At 53.2% G+C, this 22708-nt stretch carries 18 protein-coding genes; 11 read left to right on the top strand and 7 right to left on the bottom strand.

The window, feature by feature from the left end:
* Positions 1–17 precede the first annotated feature (17 nt).
* On the top strand, positions 18–1223 hold the full coding sequence (locus OPC11_RS16340; protein ID WP_264782734.1) for an inorganic phosphate transporter: 1206 nt from the start codon (positions 18–20) through the stop codon (positions 1221–1223).
* A gap of 1352 nt (positions 1224–2575) precedes the next feature.
* Here OPC11_RS16340 and OPC11_RS16335 read toward each other — a convergent pair.
* Positions 2576–3820, bottom strand: a complete 1245-nt coding sequence (locus OPC11_RS16335; RefSeq protein WP_264782610.1) for an inorganic phosphate transporter — start codon at positions 3818–3820, stop codon at positions 2576–2578.
* Between the two features lie 416 nt (positions 3821–4236).
* Between OPC11_RS16335 and OPC11_RS16330 the strand changes: the two genes are divergently transcribed.
* Both OPC11_RS16330 and OPC11_RS16325 read left to right on the top strand, forming a co-directional pair.
* Complete coding sequence (locus OPC11_RS16330) at positions 4237–4665, top strand: YhjD/YihY/BrkB family envelope integrity protein (protein ID WP_264782609.1); 429 nt, start codon at positions 4237–4239, stop codon at positions 4663–4665.
* A 628-nt stretch (positions 4666–5293) separates the two neighbouring features.
* Positions 5294–6163, top strand: a complete 870-nt coding sequence (locus OPC11_RS16325; protein ID WP_264782608.1) for a universal stress protein — start codon at positions 5294–5296, stop codon at positions 6161–6163.
* Positions 6164–6332: 169 nt separating this feature from the next.
* Here the strand turns inward: OPC11_RS16325 and OPC11_RS16320 are convergent, their stop codons facing one another.
* From OPC11_RS16320 to OPC11_RS16305, 4 genes are all read right to left on the bottom strand, one after another.
* Complete coding sequence (locus tag OPC11_RS16320) at positions 6333–7673, bottom strand: hemolysin family protein (RefSeq protein ID WP_264782607.1); 1341 nt, start codon at positions 7671–7673, stop codon at positions 6333–6335.
* Between the two features lie 393 nt (positions 7674–8066).
* Positions 8067–8840, bottom strand: a complete 774-nt coding sequence (locus tag OPC11_RS16315; RefSeq protein WP_232423901.1) for a helix-turn-helix domain-containing protein — start codon at positions 8838–8840, stop codon at positions 8067–8069.
* Positions 8833–12594: an MMPL family transporter gene (locus OPC11_RS16310; protein WP_264782606.1), complete on the bottom strand. Its 3762-nt coding sequence runs from the start codon at positions 12592–12594 to the stop codon at positions 8833–8835. The genes OPC11_RS16315 and OPC11_RS16310 overlap by 8 nt, the downstream gene beginning before the upstream one ends.
* Before the next feature lie 575 nt (positions 12595–13169).
* Entirely contained in the window at positions 13170–13409 is a 240-nt protein-coding gene (locus tag OPC11_RS16305) for a hypothetical protein (RefSeq protein ID WP_264782605.1), read from the bottom strand.
* Between the two features lie 284 nt (positions 13410–13693).
* Here OPC11_RS16305 and OPC11_RS16300 point away from each other — a divergent pair, with 284 nt between their 5' ends.
* The 6 genes from OPC11_RS16300 to OPC11_RS16275 all read left to right on the top strand — a co-directional run bounded on the left by OPC11_RS16300 (position 13694) and on the right by OPC11_RS16275 (position 17990).
* The gene (locus OPC11_RS16300) at positions 13694–13933 is read left to right on the top strand and encodes a DUF2061 domain-containing protein (protein WP_026177992.1); all 240 of its coding nucleotides are present in this window, start codon (positions 13694–13696) and stop codon (positions 13931–13933) included.
* Between the two features lie 126 nt (positions 13934–14059).
* Positions 14060–15337 (top strand): MFS transporter, encoded by a 1278-nt coding sequence (locus OPC11_RS16295; protein ID WP_264782604.1) that lies wholly within the window; start codon positions 14060–14062, stop codon positions 15335–15337.
* Positions 15334–16200, top strand: a complete 867-nt coding sequence (locus tag OPC11_RS16290; protein ID WP_264782603.1) for a hypothetical protein — start codon at positions 15334–15336, stop codon at positions 16198–16200. The genes OPC11_RS16295 and OPC11_RS16290 overlap by 4 nt, the downstream gene beginning before the upstream one ends.
* A 308-nt stretch (positions 16201–16508) precedes the next feature.
* Positions 16509–17384 carry a DUF502 domain-containing protein gene (locus tag OPC11_RS16285; RefSeq protein WP_264782602.1) on the top strand — a complete coding sequence of 292 codons (876 nt, stop codon included), beginning with the start codon at positions 16509–16511 and terminating at the stop codon, positions 17382–17384.
* Positions 17385–17486: 102 nt separating this feature from the next.
* Positions 17487–17666 (top strand): hypothetical protein, encoded by a 180-nt coding sequence (locus OPC11_RS16280; RefSeq protein WP_264782601.1) that lies wholly within the window; start codon positions 17487–17489, stop codon positions 17664–17666.
* Positions 17667–17744: 78 nt separating this feature from the next.
* On the top strand, positions 17745–17990 hold the full coding sequence (locus OPC11_RS16275; RefSeq protein ID WP_264782600.1) for a hypothetical protein: 246 nt from the start codon (positions 17745–17747) through the stop codon (positions 17988–17990).
* A 32-nt stretch (positions 17991–18022) separates the two neighbouring features.
* On the opposite strand, the gene OPC11_RS16270 is transcribed toward OPC11_RS16275, so the two are convergent.
* The gene (locus tag OPC11_RS16270) at positions 18023–18223 is read right to left on the bottom strand and encodes a hypothetical protein (protein WP_073096718.1); all 201 of its coding nucleotides are present in this window, start codon (positions 18221–18223) and stop codon (positions 18023–18025) included.
* 503 nt (positions 18224–18726) lie between these two features.
* On the bottom strand, positions 18727–20022 hold the full coding sequence (locus OPC11_RS16265) for an O-acetylhomoserine aminocarboxypropyltransferase/cysteine synthase family protein (protein WP_007975873.1): 1296 nt from the start codon (positions 20020–20022) through the stop codon (positions 18727–18729).
* Between the two features lie 251 nt (positions 20023–20273).
* Here OPC11_RS16265 and OPC11_RS16260 point away from each other — a divergent pair, with 251 nt between their 5' ends.
* Together OPC11_RS16260 and OPC11_RS16255 are read left to right on the top strand one after the other, a co-directional pair.
* The gene (locus OPC11_RS16260; RefSeq protein ID WP_026177991.1) at positions 20274–20864 is read left to right on the top strand and encodes a TetR/AcrR family transcriptional regulator; all 591 of its coding nucleotides are present in this window, start codon (positions 20274–20276) and stop codon (positions 20862–20864) included.
* Positions 20865–20910: 46 nt separating this feature from the next.
* Positions 20911–22392 (top strand): MATE family efflux transporter, encoded by a 1482-nt coding sequence (locus OPC11_RS16255; protein ID WP_264782599.1) that lies wholly within the window; start codon positions 20911–20913, stop codon positions 22390–22392.
* The last annotated feature ends 316 nt before the right edge of the window (positions 22393–22708 follow it).

Below are 22708 nucleotides of genomic sequence, written 5' to 3'. Positions count from 1 at the left end.
TACATTACAAAGAGCAGATGGCTATCCTGACATCATTCATTGTTGTGGCTGGTGCGATCGCCACGAGTCTAGCGATGGCGTGGGCACTAGGCGCGAGTAGTAATTCACCACCTTTTGCACCAGCGGTTGGTGCAAATGCCCTATCGACGATGCGCGCCGCATTTCTTCTGGGAATACTTGCTGCTTTAGGAGCGATCACACAAGGTGGCAATATTTCGAAAACGGTGGGAGAAGGGCTGATAGCGGGCGTTCAATTAACACCACTCGCAGCGATTGCAGGTCTACTGACAGCAGCAGGCTTTATTGCACTTGGAGTTCGGACAGGATATCCGATTCCAGCTGCGTTTGCAACCACGGCGTCTATCGTTGGCGCGGGACTGGCACTTGGTGGAGAGCCTGCATATGGGACCTACCGTGAGATTGTAACATTCTGGGCAGCAGTGCCGGTGATGTCGATCACAATCGCCTATACAACGGGCTACTTGCTCCGTCGCACCAGTCTCTCCGAACAAATTACGCTCCCGATCCTCGGTGGAATCGTTGGTATTATCGTTGCGAATATGCCCTCGGCACTGATTCCTGCTCCTGGTACTGCACAGGGAACCATCGCGAGTTACGTCTCTAACTCACTAGAAATGAGCGTCCCGACGATAATCGGGGCGTATGATCTCGTGATGGTGTCTACGAGTTTGATTCTGGGACTATTCGCAGCCGGGTTACTTCGACGAACACTCAATCGTTCGATCGACCGTGGAGTTCGGCTCTTTTTGATTGGTCTCGGAAGTTTAGTCGCCTTTTCGAGCGGTGGCAGTCAAGTCGGCTTAGCGACCGGTCCATTGGAACCTCTGTTTGAATCACAGTTGCGTCTTCCAGGGACGATTTTGCTATCGATCGGAGCAATTGGGATTCTGTTAGGAGCGTGGATGGGGTCGCCACGTATTCTCCAAGCAGTCGCCCGTGATTATTCGTCGCTTGGCGTTCTACGATCAATTGCAGCGCTGATTCCGGCGTTTATCATCGCTCAAACCGCGATAATTCTCGGCTACCCGATCTCATTCAACAATATTATCCTCTGGAGTATCATTGGAAGTGGCCTAACTGAAGGGACAGAAAGTATCTCCGTCCGAAAAACAAGTTATACAGTCGCAATCTGGCTGCTCACGCTCTTTGGTGCAGGAGTCACGGGATTTATATTGTATCGGATATTTGCCGTAATTCTGTAAACGGAATTAAGAATAAAAGGAGGACTGCCTACCGAGAAAGCTGGCGAGTACACTATTTCCGTGCCGTCGTTAGCCAGGTTCTAATTGAACACCGGGATTCGAAGTCCCGATCAGAACGAGTCAGTATGAGTGTTGGTCCGAAACTGCCATCTTCGAGTGCTGCAGATTCCCGATTAAAGGGTCATCTCCCCTTTTCAGGGAATGAGTGATCCTTGCGAGAGCACGCACAACAACCATGCTTGTAGATGAGATATGATTAATCATGCTGTATTGCCAGCGGAGACGGCGACGTGGTCCGCTAGCACATCAGCGACACAACACAAAACGTCTGCAGAAGCAACTCAATGAGCAACGTCGTCGCCTCGCCGCGTTGGAACGAGTGATATACAAATCTCGGTCAGAATCAGTTACCGACGGGACCATCGAAGGAAAGTGTGCACAGTGTGCCGATGGGATCCTCTTCCATGATGGTGACAGGATTTACTGCCGAAACTGTGGATATGTAGCATTCCTGTGACCAGGGAAATCATATCCACTGCTTCCACCAACAGATATCGCTTTAGTTGTAGATACACCGGGTATGTATGTGCTTCGAAGTTAGTGGTGAAACTATTATAGTCTAAACTCTAATAGTCTCATTCCTAATCTTTGCTTTCCGTCAGCGTTCGCTGGTTGGTGAGATTCGAGACCGTCACTTGGCGTGCCATGGATAAAAAGAGCTAAGCGGTGGTTCGTTCGGCAGTTCTTCTTTCGGCCCGTTCGCACGCACGGCCAGCACGGGATGTCACCGAGACCGTCACAGTCGCAATCTTCGGGTTCGGTCTCGTTGTCGTCCTCGGAAGGAGACGCCTCAAGCGTCCCGTCGTCGATGGAGACGGTGTACTGGTGGGTTGCGGGCTTGTCGTGGTTCTCGTTGGAGACTGTTACGAGTCCGGGGACATCGACGTCGAATGAAAACTGTTTCCACTGCGCGCGTTCCTGTGCCGTCTCATCAGGTTCATATTCTGTGGATGGTTTCGTTCATTTGGTCTTTTGAGCCTTGGCAGACGAAAGACCAGCGTCGGATGGTTCAGCATCCGATGTGAGTCTCCGTTCATTAGTGGCTTAGACTGGTGGGGTAGGCGCGAGAATCACGAATTACGTCGAAAGACGTGGTGGCAGACAGGACACTTTCGTTCGAGTTCATCGATCTCGCAATCACTAGTATTACCGGTCCATCCACAGTCAGGACATTGAGTGAGGTCAGTACTCATTCCATCTTACAAGGGCCTCCTGTACCAACTACTTTGGGAACACAAAAGATGTCATAATTTGACGACCGGATCGACAAGGGAGGGCTTGTTAAGCGACGTTCACAGCAAAAATACAAATACCGGATAGGAGGCAACAACCGCTAGCGAGGGCGTCAACACCCACATTGTAACGATACGTTTGGCCGCCGCCGAGTCGAACAGGCTCCGCTGATCGAGATCCGCCGGCCCTTCCGTACCCACGTCAGGCACGTCTGGCAGTTCCTCCGGTTTTTCTGCCGGTTCCTCGTGACGGGCAATATCACCGATCGTTGGACTTGCAGGCATATCTTCAGCACGGGAGGTGACCAGTGCTCCTGTCGAGACCTCTAAATCCGGATGTTCACGTTCCGGCGTCGCAAACTCTACGAGTGTCGCTGCTCGGCTTGCTCGACCCCATCCGAGCCCAATAATCGTCGATGTCGTGCTTACCGCGAGACTCGCCGGGATTCCGAAGTAGGACAGAATCGTGATGACTGTGCCACCGACGATGGAGACAATCAGTGAAGCGAGAATCGGTAGCTCCGTAATATCGTCTCCTACCGTCTCTAGCGTACGACGGGCAATGGTGAAACTGCCTAGACCGAAGGCCACTACTGCAAGCAGGACGCCCTGATTGACGGTGAGCGACCCCCCTTCGACAACGAGGGGAGCCACAGCGTTCGCCGCGTTTGACGCCCCCGCCGAAAACGCCATGTAACACGCAATGACAACCACCGAGAGTGATCCGAGGATGTCCTGTCGTGTCGCGTTCGGATTCAGGTAGAGTCGAGGAATCGTCCCAGAGCGGTCGAGTTGGATGAAATGGAGATCGAACTTTGTGAACGCGACATAGCGATCCAGATACGGGTAGATGTAACGCCCGACCACGATTCCGATGCCGAGGCTGATTAGCGGCGCGATGATCCATGCTGAGACGATAGTAAACATCAGTGCCTGATTGAGTGTGTTCGATGCGAGGCCAAGTCCAACGATGGCGCCAACGGCTGTCATTGAAGTCGAAGCTGGAACGCCATAGAGATTTGAAATGAGGAGTGACGCTCCTGTGAAGAACAAGACAGCGACGCTCGCGGCAGGCGTGAATTGGGTTGCCGGTACGATACTGCTGCTCATCGTCGCGATGACGTTCCGACCGACGGTCCATGCTCCGAGAAAGCCAAAGCCAACGAACAAGGCTGCTGCGGTCGCCTTTCGAAGGAGACGTGAGCCGACTGCTGGACCAAACGCTACACCCGTCGATGAGCCACCGATATTGAACCCAACGAAGACGGCGACGACTACCCCGGCGACGGTTAGCACTGATACCATTGGTTTCTCTCTAAATCAACGTTGCTGGAACCTATATAAAATCCATGAAGCCCGCTCCGAGGTGACTCTGACCAACCTGCAATTATTCGCTAGCCTATGCATCACTTCTTCGTCCCTATTCCGAAGTCTGCATGTTTTGAGCAAGAGGGTACGTACCGACTCAGTAGTTGCCTTCCACTTATTCACGGGAGTTTGCGCTATCAGTCGCACATGTGATAGCGAGGCTACCCTACCGTTTACGGCCTTTAGAAGACGCTTCGCGTCTTGTTCACACACCAGAACCTTCCGAATTCTGGGGACAGCGAGAACTTGCGTTCGGTTAACTACGAACTTGAACGTGTTTCGTCCTGCTATCTGTTCTACAGGCGGAGCAGGCCGAGTGCCTCGAGGCTTGACCCTGAGACGGTTCACCCCTCTTGATCATTGCATTTCTAGCGTTTGCAGCGATCGGCAGCAATAACGTGCAAACTCAGGTGATCAGTTTCGCAAAATCCCTTTCTCCCGCGATTGGTAATCTCGCGAAAACTACTCTCGGAAGTGAACAAGGACGAGCGAGTGCGTCCATTGTAGGGATTCTAACGCTCACATGGGGGGCACTGAAGATCTTCCGTGGATTGCATACTGCCTTCTCCGAGATTTATGCAGCTGAAACCGACGAATCCATTCTCGACCAAGTACGTGATGGGCTTATCGTCCTGTTTACGATTGGGTTTGCGGTGATTGCAACAATTGTTGCAGGCGCACTCCTTGCCCTCTTTCCTGCAGTCCCATTCATCGAACTGCTCAATCCACTCGTGTTGATAGTGGCACTCGTCATCGCATTCTCAACAGGGATCTGTCTGTAGACGAAATGCATTCGCTTGTTCACCGTCTGGAGTCTGGTAAACGACCCGTATCGCCCCAGGCATGGCTGTCTCTGAAGTGAGTGCTATTTTGTATTTGAACGTGACTCCACCGCAGTCTACTTCTTCCGGCGATCGTGATTCTCCCCACTTGCTCGAAAGGACAATCGTCCCTTTATCCTCGGTTGGGTTATACTCAAACGATTTGAGAACCATCTCGTGACAACCAGTCGGTGGACGAAACCAGCCGGTCAATACTGTTGTTTTCGTATCACAGTTGGTGGTAGCCGAGACTGACTCGCCTGGGGCTGGCATTTGGCCATCAACCACGACCAACTTCGCCGTGATCCCATTGGATTTTCCGTTTGATGGCGGCGAAACGGTAGCTGGCGTCTCGTTGGTGTGAGTCGACCTCTCTGGTTGTGTTCCATCTGCACCTCGTCCGAGACAGCCCACAAGACCAACAGAAAGTCCAGTAAGGACAGTTCGACGGTTCATGATTCGTTATGTTTTGATCACTGTATAAGCTTCGTGATGAGTAAAATAACTCTTTCAGAGACGGCTCGGACTGTTGGAGGGATATCGAGGAAATACCTTAGAAACGGCCGCTCGTATACTGGCATATAGGACCATGTATGAAAACATCCTGTTACCGGTCGATGGAAATGACGACGCAGCGGAGATCCTTCACCATGTTGGTGAAATTGCCACATGGACAAGCGCGACCGTTCGACTCCTGTTCGTGGCCGATACAACACGGGACAGTGTCGCTGTCGTCGAAAATACGGTCGTCGACACATTGGTACAAGAGGGGGAAAAAGTCGTTGAGGAGGCAGGGAAGACCCTGAATTCGCTTGGTGTCGAGTACACTACTGACGTAGTCCAAGGAAATCCTGCGCCGACCATTGTAGACTATGCTGAGCGATATGATCATGATTTAATTGTAGTTCCTTCCCATGGTCGCGGAGGTGTGTCACGGTATCTTCACGGAAGTGTGAGCGAAAAAGTCGTCCGTCTCTCTCCGGTTCCCGTGCTAACCGCTCGGATGAAACCAGACGAACAATTGGAATTTCCGTATAAAAATCTCCTCATTCCCACAGATGGAAGCGCGGAAGCAACGACCGCGGCCGATCATGGACTCGAACTCGCGAAATCCCTCAACGCTACCGTCCATGTTCTATCGGTGGTCGATGACGCGTCCCTAGGCCTCGATATCCGATCGGAACTTTTGACGGAGGAACTCGAACAAGTTGCCACAAAAGCGGTTGACCAGATCGTAACCGAGGCTAAAACACGTGGTCTTACAGACGTAATCGGTCATATCGGATCAGGATCCCCTGCTACGGAGATACAGAACACCATCGAATCAAATGATATTCACGCTGTTATCATGGGGACGACTGGACGACAGGGAATCGATCGAATACTGCTCGGCAGTGTTGCCGAAACCACCGTGCGTTCTGCTCCAGTTCCGGTGATTACAGTTGCTGGTAACTCATAATTTGATTAGCTTTCTTTCGGTCTGTGTAATACTATCAAGACACGACCCGTAGAGTCAGTAGACACAAAGTGAGACGCGGGGGCCTCCCAGTCCGAATGATATCAAAGAGAGGCAGATTCGCGGCAACTCTGCGATCGTACGATTAAGTCAGACTACTCATATGAATATCTCACTCGTCATTCATCTCTCGAGTTGATTGAACTCGTTGAATTTCAAGACGGGTGATACGAGCGTCATCAATAGCAGCCACTTTGAAAACGTATCCTCCCTGTTCAATCTGGTCACCGACCTCGGGTGCTTGCCCTAAATTGCTGAAAACGAACCCCCCGATCGTCTCCACAGTTTCAGCCTCGAATTCAGTATCCAGCCAACTGTTTACTTCTTGAATAAGGGCACTCCCATCGACGATGTATGTTCCATCATCTTGCGTTTTGATGAATGGTTCTTGAGGTGCTGTATCGAATTCGTCTCGGATATCACCCACAATCTCTTCGAGAATGTCCTCAATGGTCACAATTCCCTCAAAAACCCCCCATTCGTCGATCACAACTGCCATTTGCCCGCCCCCGTGCGTCTGAAACTCCGCAAGGATCTCGTCGATCCGCCTCGTTTCCGGGACTACAAGCACGTCTCGTGCGAGGTCACGAGCCGTGAGAGAGTCATCTTGATTCGTTTCCGTTTCGATTGCTCGGAGGATGTCCTTTGCGTGGGTGAATCCGACTGGATGTTCGCCCTCTTCATCGAGTACAAGATATCGCGTATAGGTCCCATTGGCGGCAACTGACCGAAGTTCTGAAAGGGGCATCGAAGCGACCACAGTTTCTACATCAGGGCGCGGGATCATGACCTCGCGAGCGATGGTGTCCCCAAGTTCGAAGACGCTTTCAATCATCTCGACTTCGTCAAGATCGATGTGCCCTGTTTCCTCTGATCGAGTGAGAATCATCCGGATTTCCTCTTCGGAATGGGTTTCCTCACTTTCAGAGGCTGGGGAGATACCCAGGAGTCGAGTGAAATAGTTCGCAGTGCCGTTGAAGACGATGATTCCGGGCTTAAACACGTAGTAGAAGAATTTCATAAGAGGAGCAACAAGCAGCGAGATACGTGCAGCCTCTTGAATAGCGAATGTCTTTGGTGCGAGTTCACCGAAGACGACATGAAGGAACGTGATAAAGCCGAATCCGAGTGCGAATGCGACAAAATGAATCACGTCGGCAGGAAGGATTTGTCCAAGAATGGGTTCAATGAGTGCTGCTACGGCAGGTTCTCCGACCCATCCGAGACCTAACGAGGAGAGAGTAATCCCAAGCTGACTGACAGCGAGATAATCGTCTAAATTCTGGATGGCGTCTTGCACGTGGGTTGCACCGGGCTTACCCCGTTCAACAAGTGTCTTCACCTGAGTTGGTCGAATTTTGACGAAAGCGAATTCTGCGGCTACAAATATCCCGTTCATGATAACGAGGAAGAGTGCAAGAAGCAATCCTCCGACAGTAATCAGATCTACCATGTTCACTCATTGCCCTTTGAGGACCTTGTAGGAAACGGAAATCGATACGGGCAACTGAACAGACTTCTATCATCTTCGTCAATATTAAAAAGATACTTGGAGATCAATATCATTTGGGTATGACATATTTGGCTGATCGGAATCTTTGTCTGACTGTCTTATTTTCGAACAGTAGCACAAAGCATATACCGAACCCCACTAAGCGACTGATTGTGGCGCGGTCGCCGCTGACACCCTGAACGGGTTCCCACATGGGTCTGGCGCCATCACTCCCGATCCATACTCCCCCCTGCGCCCGCCACCTCCTCCTTCCTGCTCGAACGCGTGCCATACCCTGTCCGAGCAGGAATTAAACATTCATAGCGCATTCACTGCCTCGATTTTCCAACAGGCCTACGTCTCAATGAATTTTGAAAACCAGGTCTCCAAGAGACCGATCAGGATACTGGCAAACCCAGTTCCATCGCTCCAGAAGGCGACCTCGTTTTGAGTCCTATCGTGGGTTGGAACGAGGACACTCATGAGAATAACATCAGAATCGATTGCCAGAACACGACCACTCCGATCATTATCCTCCGGCTTCATCGGGAACTGGCACGCTTCGAGACCACGCTCTTCGAAAAGCTCACACACCGCGGAATTTCCACTCGTGATGAAGACATCAATACCGTCCGCTTGTGCGTTCGAAAGCGCCGTGATCACATTCTCGTCTAGTATCATCGGATCGCGTGCGCCGAAGATAATTCGGTTGTTCGCGTTGCTGATGAGTTGGGTGACACGATCGTTGATCGTTTCTTGGCCCTTGAGCGTCCAAATATCTTCTTGGGTTTCCGTTTCGTCGATCGGCTGTTGTTGCAGAGAATCGAGTGCCTCGAAGGCACGATCCTGCTCACGTTCGATCTTGGCCTGTAGATGGGCACGCGCTTCGTCCAGTCCCACGGCACGGAACTGTTGGGGGTTGGATTGTTGAACATCCACCAGACCTAGTTCTTCTAACCCATCGGCAGCCCCGTAGACCTGTGAGCGCGGCACGTCACTGGTTTCGCTGATCTCGCTCGCAGTCGCCTTATCGATCGGCTGCAGGGCACAGAAGACCTGTGCTTCGTACTTGGAGAGCCCCAGTCGCTGTAGCGCAGCTATCGCGTTGGCTTCCGTCGAATCAGTCATCCGTTGCTCCCACATTATCCACGGTAGATTTGTCTGCCGGTTCGGCCGTCATCGCACCACCTGGTCCCAAGTACCGGGTCCACAGGGCGAGTAGGCTGGGTAGCACGAAGACACTCGCAAGGAACGAGTAGATGATCGTGAGACCCGTAATGATTCCAAACTGCTGGAGGGGAGGCAGGATGGCGAACACGAGAACACCGAACCCGCCCACGGTCGTCGCGGCACTGCCGAGAAGTGCTCCACCAGTACCGGTGACGCTCTTTCGCATTGCAACCCACACCGACGGTTGTTCGTCGAGTTCGTGGATATAGCGCTCGCTGAGATGGATACTGTAGGCGATTCCCAGTCCGACGGTCAGGCTGGTAATCAATCCGGTTATCACGTTGAACGAGATTCCAAGGAGGTACATCGTCCCAAGAATCCAGGAGACGCTGAACGCCACAGGAAGCATCGTGATGAAACCAAGCGTCGCACTTCCGTGCAGGAAGTAGTACGTGATCATCAGGAAGATGAACGTCGCTCCGAGCGTAATGAGGAGACTTTCGATGACCGAGTTGAGCAGTTGGTCTTGAACGATCTTGAAGATAATCGGCTGACCCGTCGCGACTGCATTGAGGGTGCTTTCCTGTTCAATCGTCTCGGCAACTGCTTTCATCTGCTCGCTAACCGCACCACCGCTTGCACTGCCCTTGACCGAAACCGTCATGTGAATTGCTTTATATTGACCGTCATCGGTACGGTAGAGCACACTTTTTGCTTGGTCAGGGGCGACAGTATACAGTTTGTCGTAGACCGACTTTAGGTTCCGATCCGGGACACCATCACCATTCGTGTCCGCGTTTTCGAACGTCGTTTTGAACGAATCGTTCTCGTTCGCGACGGACCGCATTACGGACAACGGACTATCGATGTCGGGGTCCCCACTGGAGAGAACGACCGTTGAATCCTTCTCGGCCGCCTCGTTCTCTGCTTTGTCAACCGTCTCGAGCGTGGATGGTTGGGTGATATCTCCTCGTATCAGTATCTCCGCATTGGAATCCTGGCGCAGGAAATTGTTGTTCACGTATTCCAGCGAGGATTTCACCGTATACTCACCGGGGGCGAAGGGTTCTGGCAATTCGGTCATTACGCCCGACGGATTGCTCGCCAGGAAATCCTCCTGCGAGAAGCTCGTGTCGACTTGTGCTGCACCAGCACCGCCGAGGACGGTGAGAATCACGGCGATGGCGAGTACGATGCGTGGTGCTTTGCGAGCTGCCGTCGCCCCGCCAGCGAGCACCGCGCCAAGCCGTCCTCCTCCGGTACCGAACGCCCGTTTCTCCCGGTCCCAACCACGGGCTTCCAAGAACGAATCGAGTTCGGTCTTCAGAGCGGGAATAAGAATGCCGAAGATAATCAGTGCCGCCGTAATCCCAACCGAACTCACGATACCGAACTGACGAATCGGGGGCACGTCGCTGACGAGATTCGAGAGGAACCCGATCACAGCGGTTACAGTCACGAGAATCAACGCGATTCCGAGACTCGATAACGTGACCTTCATCGACTGTTCGACACCTTCAGTACGATCTCGCTCCTCGCGATGGCGCATGAAGACGTGAATGGCGTAGTCGATCGAGAGACCGATAAGTAACACTGGAACCGCGATGAAGATCTGGTTGAAGTCGATACCAGTCCAGCCCATGAAGCCGAACGTCCACACGAGAACGAGGCTGATACCGAAGAGTCCCAGAATGATGTCGAGTAGATCTCGATAGGCAAATATCAAGACGCCGAGAACGAAGATGACCGCGAGGGGCCCAACGATAAGGATACTGTCGCTCATCGAACGCTGAGTCTCGTCCGAGATAATGCCACTTCCAAAGACGAGGACGCTCGACTGTTCTGCCTTGAACTGCTCGTGAGCGATCGTCTGCATGGCGAGCTGTGAATTCATGATCCGATCGCTCGACGTCTGACTACTGGTGGTTTCACCCTCCGCCTGTTGGGTGACGACGATCATTGTCGCGTTTGCATCCGTGCTCCCGGCTTTGTAGCTGGTCGGCATGAACGCGAACGCGCCGTCACCACCGGCACTTGCACCACCAAAACTGGAGTTCTCGGCCAGAATGGTCGTGGTCGCATTATCGATCTCCGACTGATTGTGTGATTCGAGGATCGACAGCTGCTCGGAAAGCGTGAAATTAGCCCCGTTTTGGAGTGCTTGCTGGTCGTTCTTGAGTTCCTGTCCGTCCTCTTTGAGTGCTTCCTGAGCGTCTTTGAAATTCTCGAACTGCTCTTGGAGCTGTTGACCTTCTTCTTTGAGCTGCTCGGAATCGTTCTCCAACTCCGCTTGTGCTTCTTTCAGCTCTTGAGAGTCCTCTTGAAGTCGTTGTGAATCTTCCTTGAGTTGTGCACCGCGCTCCTTGAGCTGCTGTGAATCCGCTTCGAGCGCGGCCTGTTTTTCCTGCAATTCCTTTTTGTCCTGCTGGAGTTCGCTAAATGCTTGCTGAAGTTCCTTGCCTTCTTGCTGTAGTTCGGCCGACCGCTGTTCCAGTTCAGCACGTTCGGCCTGCAACTGTTCTGCACTTTCTTGGAGCTGTTCGGATTGCTGTTCGAGTTCTGCCTTATCCGACTCGAGTTCAGCTGCTCGCTGTTCGAGTTGCTGGGCATCCTCTTCGAGCTCTTGGCGGTCCTGCTGGAGTGCAGCCGATTCGTTCGTGAGTTGAGCTTGGTCGGCCTTCAATTCGGCCTGCTCTTCTCGAAGCGAATCGAGACGCTGCTCGTACTCGGTATCGTTGATCGTGCCATTCTGGTGGGCCTCCTCGATAGTGGCTCGTCGCTCTTGCAAACTCTCATTCCGAGCCGCAAGCTCCCGTTGGGTCTGATTGAGTTCTTGAGCCCGTGTTTCCAAATCCGATTGGCGTTGTTCGAGATCTGCTCGGCTCTCGTTGAGCTCCTGAGCACGTTGTTTGAGTTCCTCGCTCTGATTCCGGAGCTGTGCTTTGCTCTCGTTCAACTGTTGGGCTTGCGCTTGTAGCTCCTGGCCCTTCGCTTGAAGCTGCGCCTTGCTCTCGTTAAGCTCGTCAGAGCGTTGTTGGAGTGTTTGCCCGCGTTGTTTGAGTTCCTGACCCTCCTCTTTGAGCTCTTCACCGCGCTGTTGGAGGTCCTGTTTACTCCGATTGAGTTCGTCCGAGCGCTGTTGGAGTTTTTCCCCTCGCGTTTTCAGCTCTTCGCCCCGCTCTTTCAGCTGCTCTCCCCGTTGCTGGAGTTCTTCTTTACTCGCATTGAGTTCTTCCGAGCGGGTCTGAAGCTGTTCTCCCCACTCGGTGAGGTTTTCCTTTCGTTCCTGGAGATTTTCGCCACGGGATTTGAGCTCTTCCGCTTTGTCTAATTGATTAACCGTTGTGGCGAGGATATTTGCTATCCCAACCGTTGGAGAGTCTTCAGTAAGGGTTTCGTTTACGGTGTTATTATTCCGGAGTTTTTGCTGTAATTTGATTTGGTTTTTGAGTGATTCCTTAGAGAGTGTATTGTTATCACGGACGATGATTTGAGCACTCGTGGTGTTGTTCGATCCCGTCGAAAAGTTCTCGCTAATGTAACTCTGTGCTTTTGCGGCTGAACTGCTATCACTTTGAAACGAATCGAGGGAAGACGATTGTCCTACCATCGACGCACCCGATCCGAGAATCAACGAAAAGACGAGTAGAGCGACGATGAAAAGACGACTGTGCTTGACTATCTTGTCGCCGAGTTTGTCAGATAATGACATTTTCACCACATTTTCTGCGGTTCCGAAGTTTTGTTTGTAGCTGCCTACTCACAATCATTGTCGGTATTCTTCTACTCACAAGTTCCCCATATCCTTTCCGAATTCTAAGGAGTATTCTTGGAATATGATACGGAAAGCCGAGAATACCTTCAGAAGGATGTAGAAATTCAGAGAACACTATATGGATTCATCACTTTTTCCACCACTCGGAATTATATGGTTGTTGGATTGTCATTACGGATGCGAACGGACATGGATTTTGGTTTGCTCGAGACGGTGGGAGAAAACATCCAGATCACTGCCAAACTGACAACGGAGGTGCAATTTTTGAAAGCGTGAGTCCTCTTTCTGAGACCTATACTACGCGGTCTCGAGCGAAACTACCACAACGGATTGCCTATATTGCGGCTAACCGAAAGCACCGCCAATCAAAGCAAAAATTCCTCGTATAGGTGGTGAACCGTCCAACAGAGGCAACAAAGAAAAAGAGAACACAGCAGTTCAATCGAATGTTAAAACGACGCCGAACTGGACTCGGTATACTGCTCTAACTCACGTCCAATATCCGACTCACGTCACCCAAGCGGTGCCACCACACAGTCATCCTCATCTAACGGAGCAAGCGATACCCGAGCAAGACCAACGGTGTCGTAATCCTGTTCGGTTGAGAGTACACGTTCACCACTCGTTGCGACAAGACCAGCGTGGAAGGCATCGAACGGCGTCATATGATACTCGTCGATATACGTCGCAACTGCGAGAACCGCATCTTCGTGAATTTCTGGAACGAGAGAAATCAGTTCAAGAAGAATCATGATAACTTGTGGCACATTGTTCTCATGCTCAGCCTCGGTGTGGTCATAGAAGAGGATCAGAACCTCGGCGTATGAACGAATCGAGGTGTGGATATCAGCTTCCGAGCATCTGTTGGGAGTGGTGCGCTAGAAATAGAGTGTGTCTACTGACAATCCTTGTGAGTATAGTCGTCAAAAGTTCTACTGCCGACGATACAGTCTCGTTAGAAACCATTTTAGGTTACACATACAGAGTAATGAAACCTGTTCCAATTACTTATGAGGTTGAACGATGAGAAGAGATTATGTTCAAGGGATGGGTTTCCCGCTCTGCTCTTCAAGCGCGAAAACGGGCACTCGTAAAGACGGCTTGCTATCGTCTTTGTATGGTAGTGATCACCATCGCGGTCGCGTGGGTTGTCGTTGGGGACATCGAAGCTGCATTGAACATCGGAGTAGTCACGAATCTACTGAAAACGGGCACGTACTACATCTACGAACGGATGTGGGATCACGTTACGTGGGGTGTCCCATCGACCAAATAAATCCGTCGTCCCGGCACTGAATGCGCGCCCTGCAATCAGCACGACCGCTGAAACTTGACGACAATGAGGCCCCACTTGGCTACTACACCCATTCTATTAATATCCATCCGAAAGTAAATTAGTCAAATGCGGCTCACTGAGTACCTCCGAGCCCGGAAATGGTCCCAGCTCTTCGGATATTTCCTGTTTATCTCCGTACTAGCTGCCGGTTACTACTACAACCTCACCTTCGTCCAGCTCGGGCTCATCGACTTAGGAACCCGGATCGTCGGATTATCCCGATTTCAGGTGTCGGTTGGCATGAGCGCCCTCGCACTCGTTGCCTTCCTAACTGCGATCAGCGTCGGGACCGCGCTTGACAGGTATGGCTGGAGCCGGAACTTCAACGCAAAACTCCGGATACTCTGGGGCGTGATCGTCCTCCAGTTTCTCTTGACCTTGGCCGCACCTTATCTCCGAACGGGAACTGCCTTCGGCGCATGGATCATACTTTGTGCCGTCTCGCTCGGAACGGGGATGCCAACCACATTCAGCCTAGTCATCGACCTCGTTCCCGTTGAAGACCGCGGCTGGGTCGCAGCGGCCGCGACCGCCTGCGCGTACTTCCTGGCGAACGTCTACCCGCTCCAGTGGCGCATCGAGTCGTTCAGCATCGTGATGAGCGCCGCCATGGCCCCTGCCGTCGTCCTCCTTGGTGTGTTCGCGTTCCGGGACGTCGCGTTCCTCGACTCGTTGAAACGCCAGCATCGAGATCCCGACTTCGGCGTCGGCCGGTTTTGTCGGCCGACGGCCGTCCGAACGTGGAGTTACGAGTTCTGGTCGTTCATCCTCCTGATGTTCGGCGTTTACTTCATCGATAGCCTCGGCTTCCTCCGGATTATCGAGACTCCAGCCTACATCTATACGTCGTGGCAATCACCGGACTTCGGCATCCACCTTCTAATCGGCGGCATCCACGTCTTGACGGCCATTATGGCCGGTGTCCTGTACTCGAATTTCGGACGACGGTGGCTGTTCTTGCTCGTTTTCGGGCTGTTCGGGTTCACCCACCTCATGTATATCTTCGACATTCGGGCTGGGGTCGGGGAGGCACCCCTGCTCATGCCACTGTTCTACTCGGGGGCGGTGAGCTTCTACACCGTGTTGAACTTTGCACTCTGGCCGGACATGTCGACGCCCGATACGATCGGCCGCCACTCGGCGATCGGCGTCGGGTTCGCCGGCTTCCTTGCAACCTTCCTGAGTACAGCAGTCGTCCTCTACATGGAGAGCACGACAATGCCTCTCGTCAACCATCTCAACATCGTTGATGCGCTCGCCCTGCTGTTGTTCTTCTTGCTTCTCGTCATGGTGTACGCTCGACGGATGGTTATGCTCGCTCATTCTCGGGAGCAGAAAACATGAGACCGGAAACAGTCCCGTTACTTCTCGTCGCGCTGCTTCTGGTTTCGGCCCAGCCTGGCGTCGATACGGTCACGACGGTTTTCGATGGCACGCAGGACGTTCCTGGTGACGCCGGTGCAGTTGTCGTCGCAGACGGAACAGTTACAATTCCCAACAATACGCGCACGACCACATCGCTGTACGTGATTGGGGGGACCGCACGCATTGAGGGAACGCTTGACGGGCGGCTCGTCCAGCTCGCGGGGAACGTCACGGTCTGGTCTTCGGGTACGGTTACCGATCAGTATCAGGTGTTCGGTGGCGACCGAGAGATCGCCACCGACGCGGCTGTTGATCCCGATGTGGTTGCCGAACCAGTGATGCAAGAACGGTCTCCTATCGAGTCACTCACGATATTCCTGCTCCAGGCAGTGATGCTCGGCGTCGTCTCCTTCGTGGTCGGGCGACGATATTCCGAGTTTCTCGCCAATGTGCGCCACTCGATTCGGAATCACCCCGTCGTCAGCGGGACAGTCGGTCTCCTCACCACCGTTACGTTATTGGCGTTGTTTGTGTTCATGGCCTTTACTATCATTCTGCTCCCGGTAAGCCTTCTCGGTCTATTGGGGGGTGTCTTCATCTATCTATACGCGTACATCAGCATCGGATCCATGCTTGGGCAATGGATGCCGACAGATAAGCCGGGTGTATCGACAGCCGCCGGGGCGGTTCTATTTTTCATGGCGAGCCGGGTGCTGAGCTTCTTCCCTATCGTCGGCGAGTCACTCTTGATCGCGGTCGCCGTTATCGCGATGGGTGCCGTGTTCATCACCTATTTCGGCCTGCGGGAGTTTCAGCCCCCACAGTTACCTCCGGTCGAGTGACACCGAACTGAATCTAGCCTACTCCGACTTTCTGTTTCAGTGGAGGTGCGTGCCATTGAACAACATAATCTCCTCCGGAGTATCCGGTATCGTCCTCACAACGACAATAGGGTGAAATGGAAGTTTCCTTCCTCGGCTTCAACCGTGGGCTTTCTCATCAGATATCTGTAATCACTTTCTATCCAATACGTAGGGGAAGCCAGACTAATTGTAGCCTGTTCATTACACCTCTTTCGGCCTAAACGCTTTCAAGGGTAGCTATTGCTATAAGGGTATGATATTAGTTTCAGAGCCGAGGGGGACTTTCGATGAATAAGAACGTAACACACCACAACGCCAAGGAGATCATCCGCCGATCACTCATCAGTGGCGCGGCTATTGCGATTCCTCTCATCGTTACAGTTGTCGTCCTTGGATTTGTGCTCAATTTCATCTCGAACACTCTGAACCCGGTCGTGTTTATCGTGAAAAGCGTCCCCGGAGTCTCACCGGGGACAAATGAGTTGCTCGTGAAGCTCATCATGATCGGACTGCTCGGTGGGTCTCTCTTTATGTTGGGATTCGTCGCCGAATACCGCTCAGGATATGGTCGCGTTGGCGTGCAATTCGACCATTTCATGTCGTCGGTTCCAGGCATCGGCTCAGTATACACGAGCTTCAATGAGATGAGCGAACTGCTTCTTGATTCAGATTCAGAGAGCTTCAAAGAAGTCAAGCTCGTCGAATATCCGACGGATGGATCGTACGCCGTCGCATTCAAAACCGCGGACACGGCTACCACCGTCAAACAGGCGATGGATCACGCCGAGATGGAAACGTTGTTTTTACCGATGGCTCCAAATCCCGTCATGGGTGGATTCGTTATACATGTCCGAAAAGATCGCGTCTTTGATGTCGAGATGACCGTTGAAGAGGGAATCCGATCGATCGTCACTAGTGGCGTTGTACTCGGCGAAAAACGGACACACGCTCTCTCATCAGACCGACTGCAGGAACTTAGCCAGAATGTCTCATCGGATGTGACTAAACCGTCTCCAGCTATGCAGCAGGATGAAACCAAACGTATCGCGCATTATGAAGCATCGATGTCTCCAGAAAACAAAGAGACACCGACTGATTTGGTCGAACATGCCGAGAATACAGGGGACGACTTCTCAACACGGACCGGGTACTCGACAGAATAAGAGAGGTGACCTACCCCACCCTGCTGGGGAAGGCTTTCGCCGCCCGCAAGTCCGGTAATCTCCCCACGGACGAGTCGTCTGAATAGGACGCTCGCAGTCGACATGGAGGCGGCCGCGACGTTCGCTGTAGGCGACTACCGGGGGCTGGACGTCGGGTCCCTGTTTTTGATCAGCGACTACTTGACGACCGACGACTGGGACCCCGTGTTCGGGGAGAGTCCCGACGTCGTCGACGCGCTCCCGGTGGCGATGGAGGCACTCGCGGGAGTGCTGGGTCGGTAACCCAGACCGACACTGATGCATCAGAGGCCTGCGAATGGGCGGAAATCCACCTACGAACACTACCGACGCAAGGTCCGTATGATTGATGACAACGAAAAGGACGCGCTGCTATCATTCATAGACGTGGCAGGTCTCGAGCGTCGTCGAAACGAGCATGGTCTAGGGACGGGTTTCGAGGGCATGTTCAGCAGCATCTCCAAGGTCGCCTGTTTCACGCCACTACGATTCGAGTTGTTCTTCATCGACGCTGGTGAACACGACAGAGCAGCAAGTGCGACAGCAGCGAAGGGCACCCAAACCGATCACAGAAGTGAGAGTGGATGAAGTGTCGTGAAAGATTGAAAGATCTGTGAGCGCTACGCGTTATTCATCCGTTGGCTTGTTGTCTCACCGCACTTCTGGCACGTGGTAATCCGATATGGTTCACGCGAGAATTCAGTATTCTCTTGTTTCATACTTTCCGTCCGAATCTCGACCGAGACCGTATGTGTGGTCTCACACTTGCAGTTCTCGCATCGTTCAATCTGCGTCTGTGATGTGTGACGTTCACTCGTCATGAAGCCCCCGGGGGTCAGAGTATAAATATACGAACAAAGGCATAAAATTTACTTTCTATATGGGATTTTGAGACAGCTTTTCAATATGGGCAGTAGAAGTGTCATCCTCTGATCCAAAACTCTATGAGTATATGCTAGTCGGGAATCGCCGAGAACGTTACTTGGCGAAACATGGATAGAAAAGACTGAAGCAGTGGTTCGTTCGGCAGTTTCTTCCATCCGTTCGCACGCTTGGCCAACACGGGAACCCGTTGAGGCCATCGCAGTCACAGTTGTCGGGTTCGGCATCGTTTTCGTCCTCACGCGAGAAATCGAAGAACAATCAGAATCCAGTTCGGCAGAAACGCCGATTGGGGTAGATATCGGGAAAGCCTCTTTGGTAACGGAGCGTCTTGAAACCTTAGACTCGTCTCGAACGGCCAGAAATCCCATGGTGGGATTCCCGCGACTGTAGGCGCGGGAGGAGGTCGATACCGTCTCGGTATCGGAACGATAAGAGCCGTCTATGTGGCGGCGTCGATAGCGTTCTCAAGATCAGCAATGATCTGCCCAGGATCTTCGATACCCACAGAAAGGCGAACAAGATCATCAGTGACGCCGGAAGCAGCCTTCTCAGCGTCTGTAAGCTGTTGATGGGTTGTACTAGCTGGGTGAATGATGAGCGTCTTTGCATCACCAACATTAGCGAGCAAGCTCGCCAACTCTGTCGATTCAACAGTTTTTCGCGCAGCGTCGTATCCATCTGCAAGACCGAAAGTGATCATGCCGCCATAGCCACCTTCGAGGTATTCGGTAGCCGTATCGTGGGTTTCGTGGGAAGAGAGACCCGGGTAGTTCACCCACGCAACATCCTCATGGTCCTGGAGATACTCGGCGACTGCCATTGCGTTCTCGCAGTGACGGTCCATCCGAAGGGAAAGCGTTTCGAGTCCCTGGAGGGTTTGCCAAGCGTCGAAGGGCGCTTGCTGGTTTCCAAGATCGCGGAGTCCGCGGGCAATCGCAGCGTATGTGAACGCCTCGTCGCCGAATGTTTCCGCGAAGTTGACACCGTGATAGGCGGGATTATCTTGAGCAATCTCACTATATTTCTCTGGGTAATCGCTCCAAGGGAACGAGCCACCATCAACAATCACGCCACCGATGGTGGTTCCGGAGCCGTGAAGCCATTTTGTGGTCGAGTTCCAGACGAGATCCGCGCCATGTTCGAGTGGACGACAGAGGTAGGGTGTCGCAAAGGTATTATCGACGAGTAAGGGAACGCCGTGGTCGTGGGCGATGTCGGCAATCTGCTGGATATCGGGTGTATCGAGGGCTGGATTCCCGATCGTCTCAAGATGAACGTAGGCAGTATTGTCGTCGATGGCTTCGTCGTATGCCTGATAGTCGAGTGTGTCAACGAATTTGGCTGTGACACCTCGGCGTTCGATTGAATGGGTGAAGTACGTGTAGGTGCCTCCGTATAATGAAGAGGCTGTGACGATATTGTCGCCAGCTTCTGCCAAGAGGAACGTTGCGAGATTCAGCGCAGCCATCCCAGACGCAGTAACAACGCCCCCGACACCGCCTTCAAGAGCAGCAAGCCGGTCTTGGAGTGTTTCAAGAGTCGGGTTCATCAACCGAGAATAGATATAGCCGGGCTTCTCGAGCGCAAACTGGGTTGCTGCATCGTCGGCATCTTCAAAGACGTATGAAGTGGTTTGATAGAGCGGTGGCGCTCGTGCCCCTGTCACAGGATCGGGATCTTGACCGGCGTGTAGTGAGTCAGTAGCGAATGAACTATCGGTAGGATCGTCGCTCATGCACTCCTAAATGGAATCCGGGATATTACATGATCTTATTAAGGGAAAGCTTGCCGAGAGCTTTGACAGCATTTTCTGCTGCCGATCGCCATCACCAACTCATACGAATCGACCGCTTCCCGCCCAAGCCGATCAACCCACGCCCGCGTCTGTACGGTCGACGACTGCGGCCAGACTGTCCGCGTGGTCGAGGTCAATGAATAGTTAGTCACAAGGCTTTTGACTGATTGGTTAGTAAGCACTAGTATCGAATGGATACAGAGACTACTGACGAGATTATAACGGCGACAGGCCGTGCACTCCAGAAGTACGGCTATGCAAACCTCACGATGCAACGAATCGCCGAAGAGTCATCGATAACGACCGCTGCTATCCACTATCACTTTGATACCAAAGAAGACCTCTTGAACGCGTTCCTCGACGACCTAATCAAACGATTCGAGGCGCAGTTGGCGTGTGAGGCTCGCGATCCGCGCGAGCGCCTCGCTTCGTTTCTCGATGCCGTGTACACACCGTCGGAAACGGGTGACGATGACTTCCCCGTCGGCCTCATGGAACTAAAAGCACAGGCTCCGTACCACAATCGCGTCCGGGAGCGATTCCTCGAACTCGACGATATGATGCAGTCTGTCGTCGCGTCGATCGTTCGAGATGGAGTCGATGCCGAGCACTTCGAGGAGGCTAATCCAGGGGAGGTCGCACGACTCGTCACCACGCTCTCCAACGGTGGTCACACACGGACGGTCGCGCTCGGTGAGAACCCTGCTAGAACTCGCCAACTCGTCGAACGGGTTCTCGAATTGCGACTCGGATGGACTCCGAACTCGGAAGTGGACGCATGAGCAAAGTGAATGCGGAGACCATAAATCGTGCTACGGAGGTAATCGCGTGAGCTTCTTCAAGGGACAGGAGGAACTAGACCTCACTAACGGCGGCATCGTTAAGCCGCTCTTGTTCCTCTCGCTCCCAATCGTCATCACGAACCTGATGCAGACCGCCTACAATCTGGCGGACACGTTCTGGCTGGGTCAATACTCGACGGAGGCTCTGGCGGCAATCTCGTTTGGCTTCCCGATGGTGTTCCTGCTCATCTCGCTCGGGATGGGCCTCTCAGTCGCGGGGAGTGTTCTCGTCGCCCAACATACCGGAGCCAAAGAAACGGAACAGGCCGAGTACGCGGCCTCACAGACCGTGACGTTCGCGTTGATCGCGTCGGCTCTCCTCGGTGCAATCGGCTATCCAGTCGTGCGACCGTTCCTCGCATTCTTGGGAGCGTCGCCGGAGGTCCTCCCCGGCGCGACCGCGTATATGCAGGTGGTCGCTCTGGGTCTGCCGTTCATGTTCGGGTTCTTCGTCTTCATCTCGCTGATGCGCGGCGCGGGCGACACCATCACACCGATGATCGTCATGTTCGGGACGGTCGTGCTCAACGTGATTCTCGATCCGTTCCTCATCAACGGCTGGGCTATCGGCCCGGTCGCATTTCCCGAGCTCGGCATCCAGGGCGCCGCCATCGCGACGGTCTTCTCCCGTGGAGTGGCGATGTTCGTTGGACTCGTCATCATGGAGTCCGGAACGAGAGGCATCCAGATTCACCTCACGGACATGAAACCGGATCTCCAGTACCTACGCAAAATCCTCCAAATCGGTGTGCCCGCGAGCATCGAGGGAACTGGTCGTGCCCTGTCGATCAATGCGCTGTTACTCATCGTCGGTCTGTTCTCGACGTCTGTCGTTGCGGCCTTCGGTATCGGTACGCGCGTCTTTTCGGTCATCTTCCTGCCTGCGATTGCGGTTGCCCGTGGTGTCGAGACGATGTCGGGCCAAAACATCGGCGCCGGGAAGTACGACCGCGCAGAGCAGGCGAACTACGTCGCGGCCAAGGGGTTGTTCCTCGTCCTCGGGGTGGTTGGAGTTCTTATCTTCCTCGTGCCGACGCCCATCGTCAGCGTGTTCACCGACGACGCAGCCGTGCTGGACGTGGGCGCGGAATTCCTCCGCTACGTCGCGCTATCGTTCGGGTTCATCGGGATCATGCGGGCGTTCACAGGAGGCTTCCGTGGCGCCGGTAAGACGCTGGTCGCGGCTGCTATTTCCATCCTCACGCTGGCTGGAATTCGCCTTCCCATCGCGTACATCGCTTCACAGGGCATTCTCCCCACGAATCTGTGGTTCTTCGGGCAGCCTGATGTCCGAGGTATCTGGCTGGCGTTCTTTGTCTCGAACGTTGCAGGCGCACTCATCGCGTGGCTCTGGTTCCGCAGAGGCACGTGGCGTGAAGGGGACGTTCGCGGTACGCCCGAGACGAATCAGGATGGATTCGAAGACGATGTCGACCCAGCGACGGATGCAGCGACAGATGATGATTAGACGTCAGAGGTGACCTCCTCCTCGCCGTCAAATTCGCAGAAAGTCTTTCCTCTCACGAGCGATTCCAAAAGCTCTGTTTCCTCTCGGGCGACCTCCAACGAGAAGGTGATTCATCGATCTATCTGACATTGAAACACTACCACTCGAAGTAGCACACGACGCCATCAATGGCGAGTTTCTCTGTGGTGACGAGGACGCATTCCGTCACTTCAAGGCGGACACAGAAGCCCTATTCGAGGAGCAACACGAAGATATTCGTCGCCATCAGCGAGACGTGATCGACCGCATAGCCGAGGACGGACTCCGCGTATAGACC

The organism is Haladaptatus sp. T7 (assembly GCF_026008575.1).
Lineage (GTDB): Archaea > Halobacteriota > Halobacteria > Halobacteriales > Haladaptataceae > Haladaptatus > Haladaptatus paucihalophilus.
Note: the sequence above shows the minus strand (reverse complement) of the source record. Positions and strands in the feature narration are given on the sequence as shown.

Coding starts and splice junctions, on each gene's coding strand:
- OPC11_RS16305 (WP_264782605.1), bottom strand. CDS start 13,409: ATGATTCTTCTTGAACTGATTTCTCTCGTTCCAGAAATTCACGAAGAT.
- OPC11_RS16290 (WP_264782603.1), top strand. CDS start 15,334: ATGAGACCGGAAACAGTCCCGTTACTTCTCGTCGCGCTGCTTCTGGTT.
- OPC11_RS16320 (WP_264782607.1), bottom strand. CDS start 7,673: ATGGTAGATCTGATTACTGTCGGAGGATTGCTTCTTGCACTCTTCCTC.
- OPC11_RS16270 (WP_073096718.1), bottom strand. CDS start 18,223: ATGACGAGTGAACGTCACACATCACAGACGCAGATTGAACGATGCGAG.
- OPC11_RS16280 (WP_264782601.1), top strand. CDS start 17,487: ATGGAGGCGGCCGCGACGTTCGCTGTAGGCGACTACCGGGGGCTGGAC.
- OPC11_RS16335 (WP_264782610.1), bottom strand. CDS start 3,820: ATGGTATCAGTGCTAACCGTCGCCGGGGTAGTCGTCGCCGTCTTCGTT.
- OPC11_RS16310 (WP_264782606.1), bottom strand. CDS start 12,594: ATGTCATTATCTGACAAACTCGGCGACAAGATAGTCAAGCACAGTCGT.
- OPC11_RS16275 (WP_264782600.1), top strand. CDS start 17,745: ATGATTGATGACAACGAAAAGGACGCGCTGCTATCATTCATAGACGTG.
- OPC11_RS16340 (WP_264782734.1), top strand. CDS start 18: ATGGCTATCCTGACATCATTCATTGTTGTGGCTGGTGCGATCGCCACG.
- OPC11_RS16265 (WP_007975873.1), bottom strand. CDS start 20,022: ATGAGCGACGATCCTACCGATAGTTCATTCGCTACTGACTCACTACAC.
- OPC11_RS16325 (WP_264782608.1), top strand. CDS start 5,294: ATGTATGAAAACATCCTGTTACCGGTCGATGGAAATGACGACGCAGCG.
- OPC11_RS16285 (WP_264782602.1), top strand. CDS start 16,509: ATGAATAAGAACGTAACACACCACAACGCCAAGGAGATCATCCGCCGA.
- OPC11_RS16260 (WP_026177991.1), top strand. CDS start 20,274: ATGGATACAGAGACTACTGACGAGATTATAACGGCGACAGGCCGTGCA.
- OPC11_RS16315 (WP_232423901.1), bottom strand. CDS start 8,840: ATGACTGATTCGACGGAAGCCAACGCGATAGCTGCGCTACAGCGACTG.
- OPC11_RS16300 (WP_026177992.1), top strand. CDS start 13,694: ATGTTCAAGGGATGGGTTTCCCGCTCTGCTCTTCAAGCGCGAAAACGG.
- OPC11_RS16295 (WP_264782604.1), top strand. CDS start 14,060: ATGCGGCTCACTGAGTACCTCCGAGCCCGGAAATGGTCCCAGCTCTTC.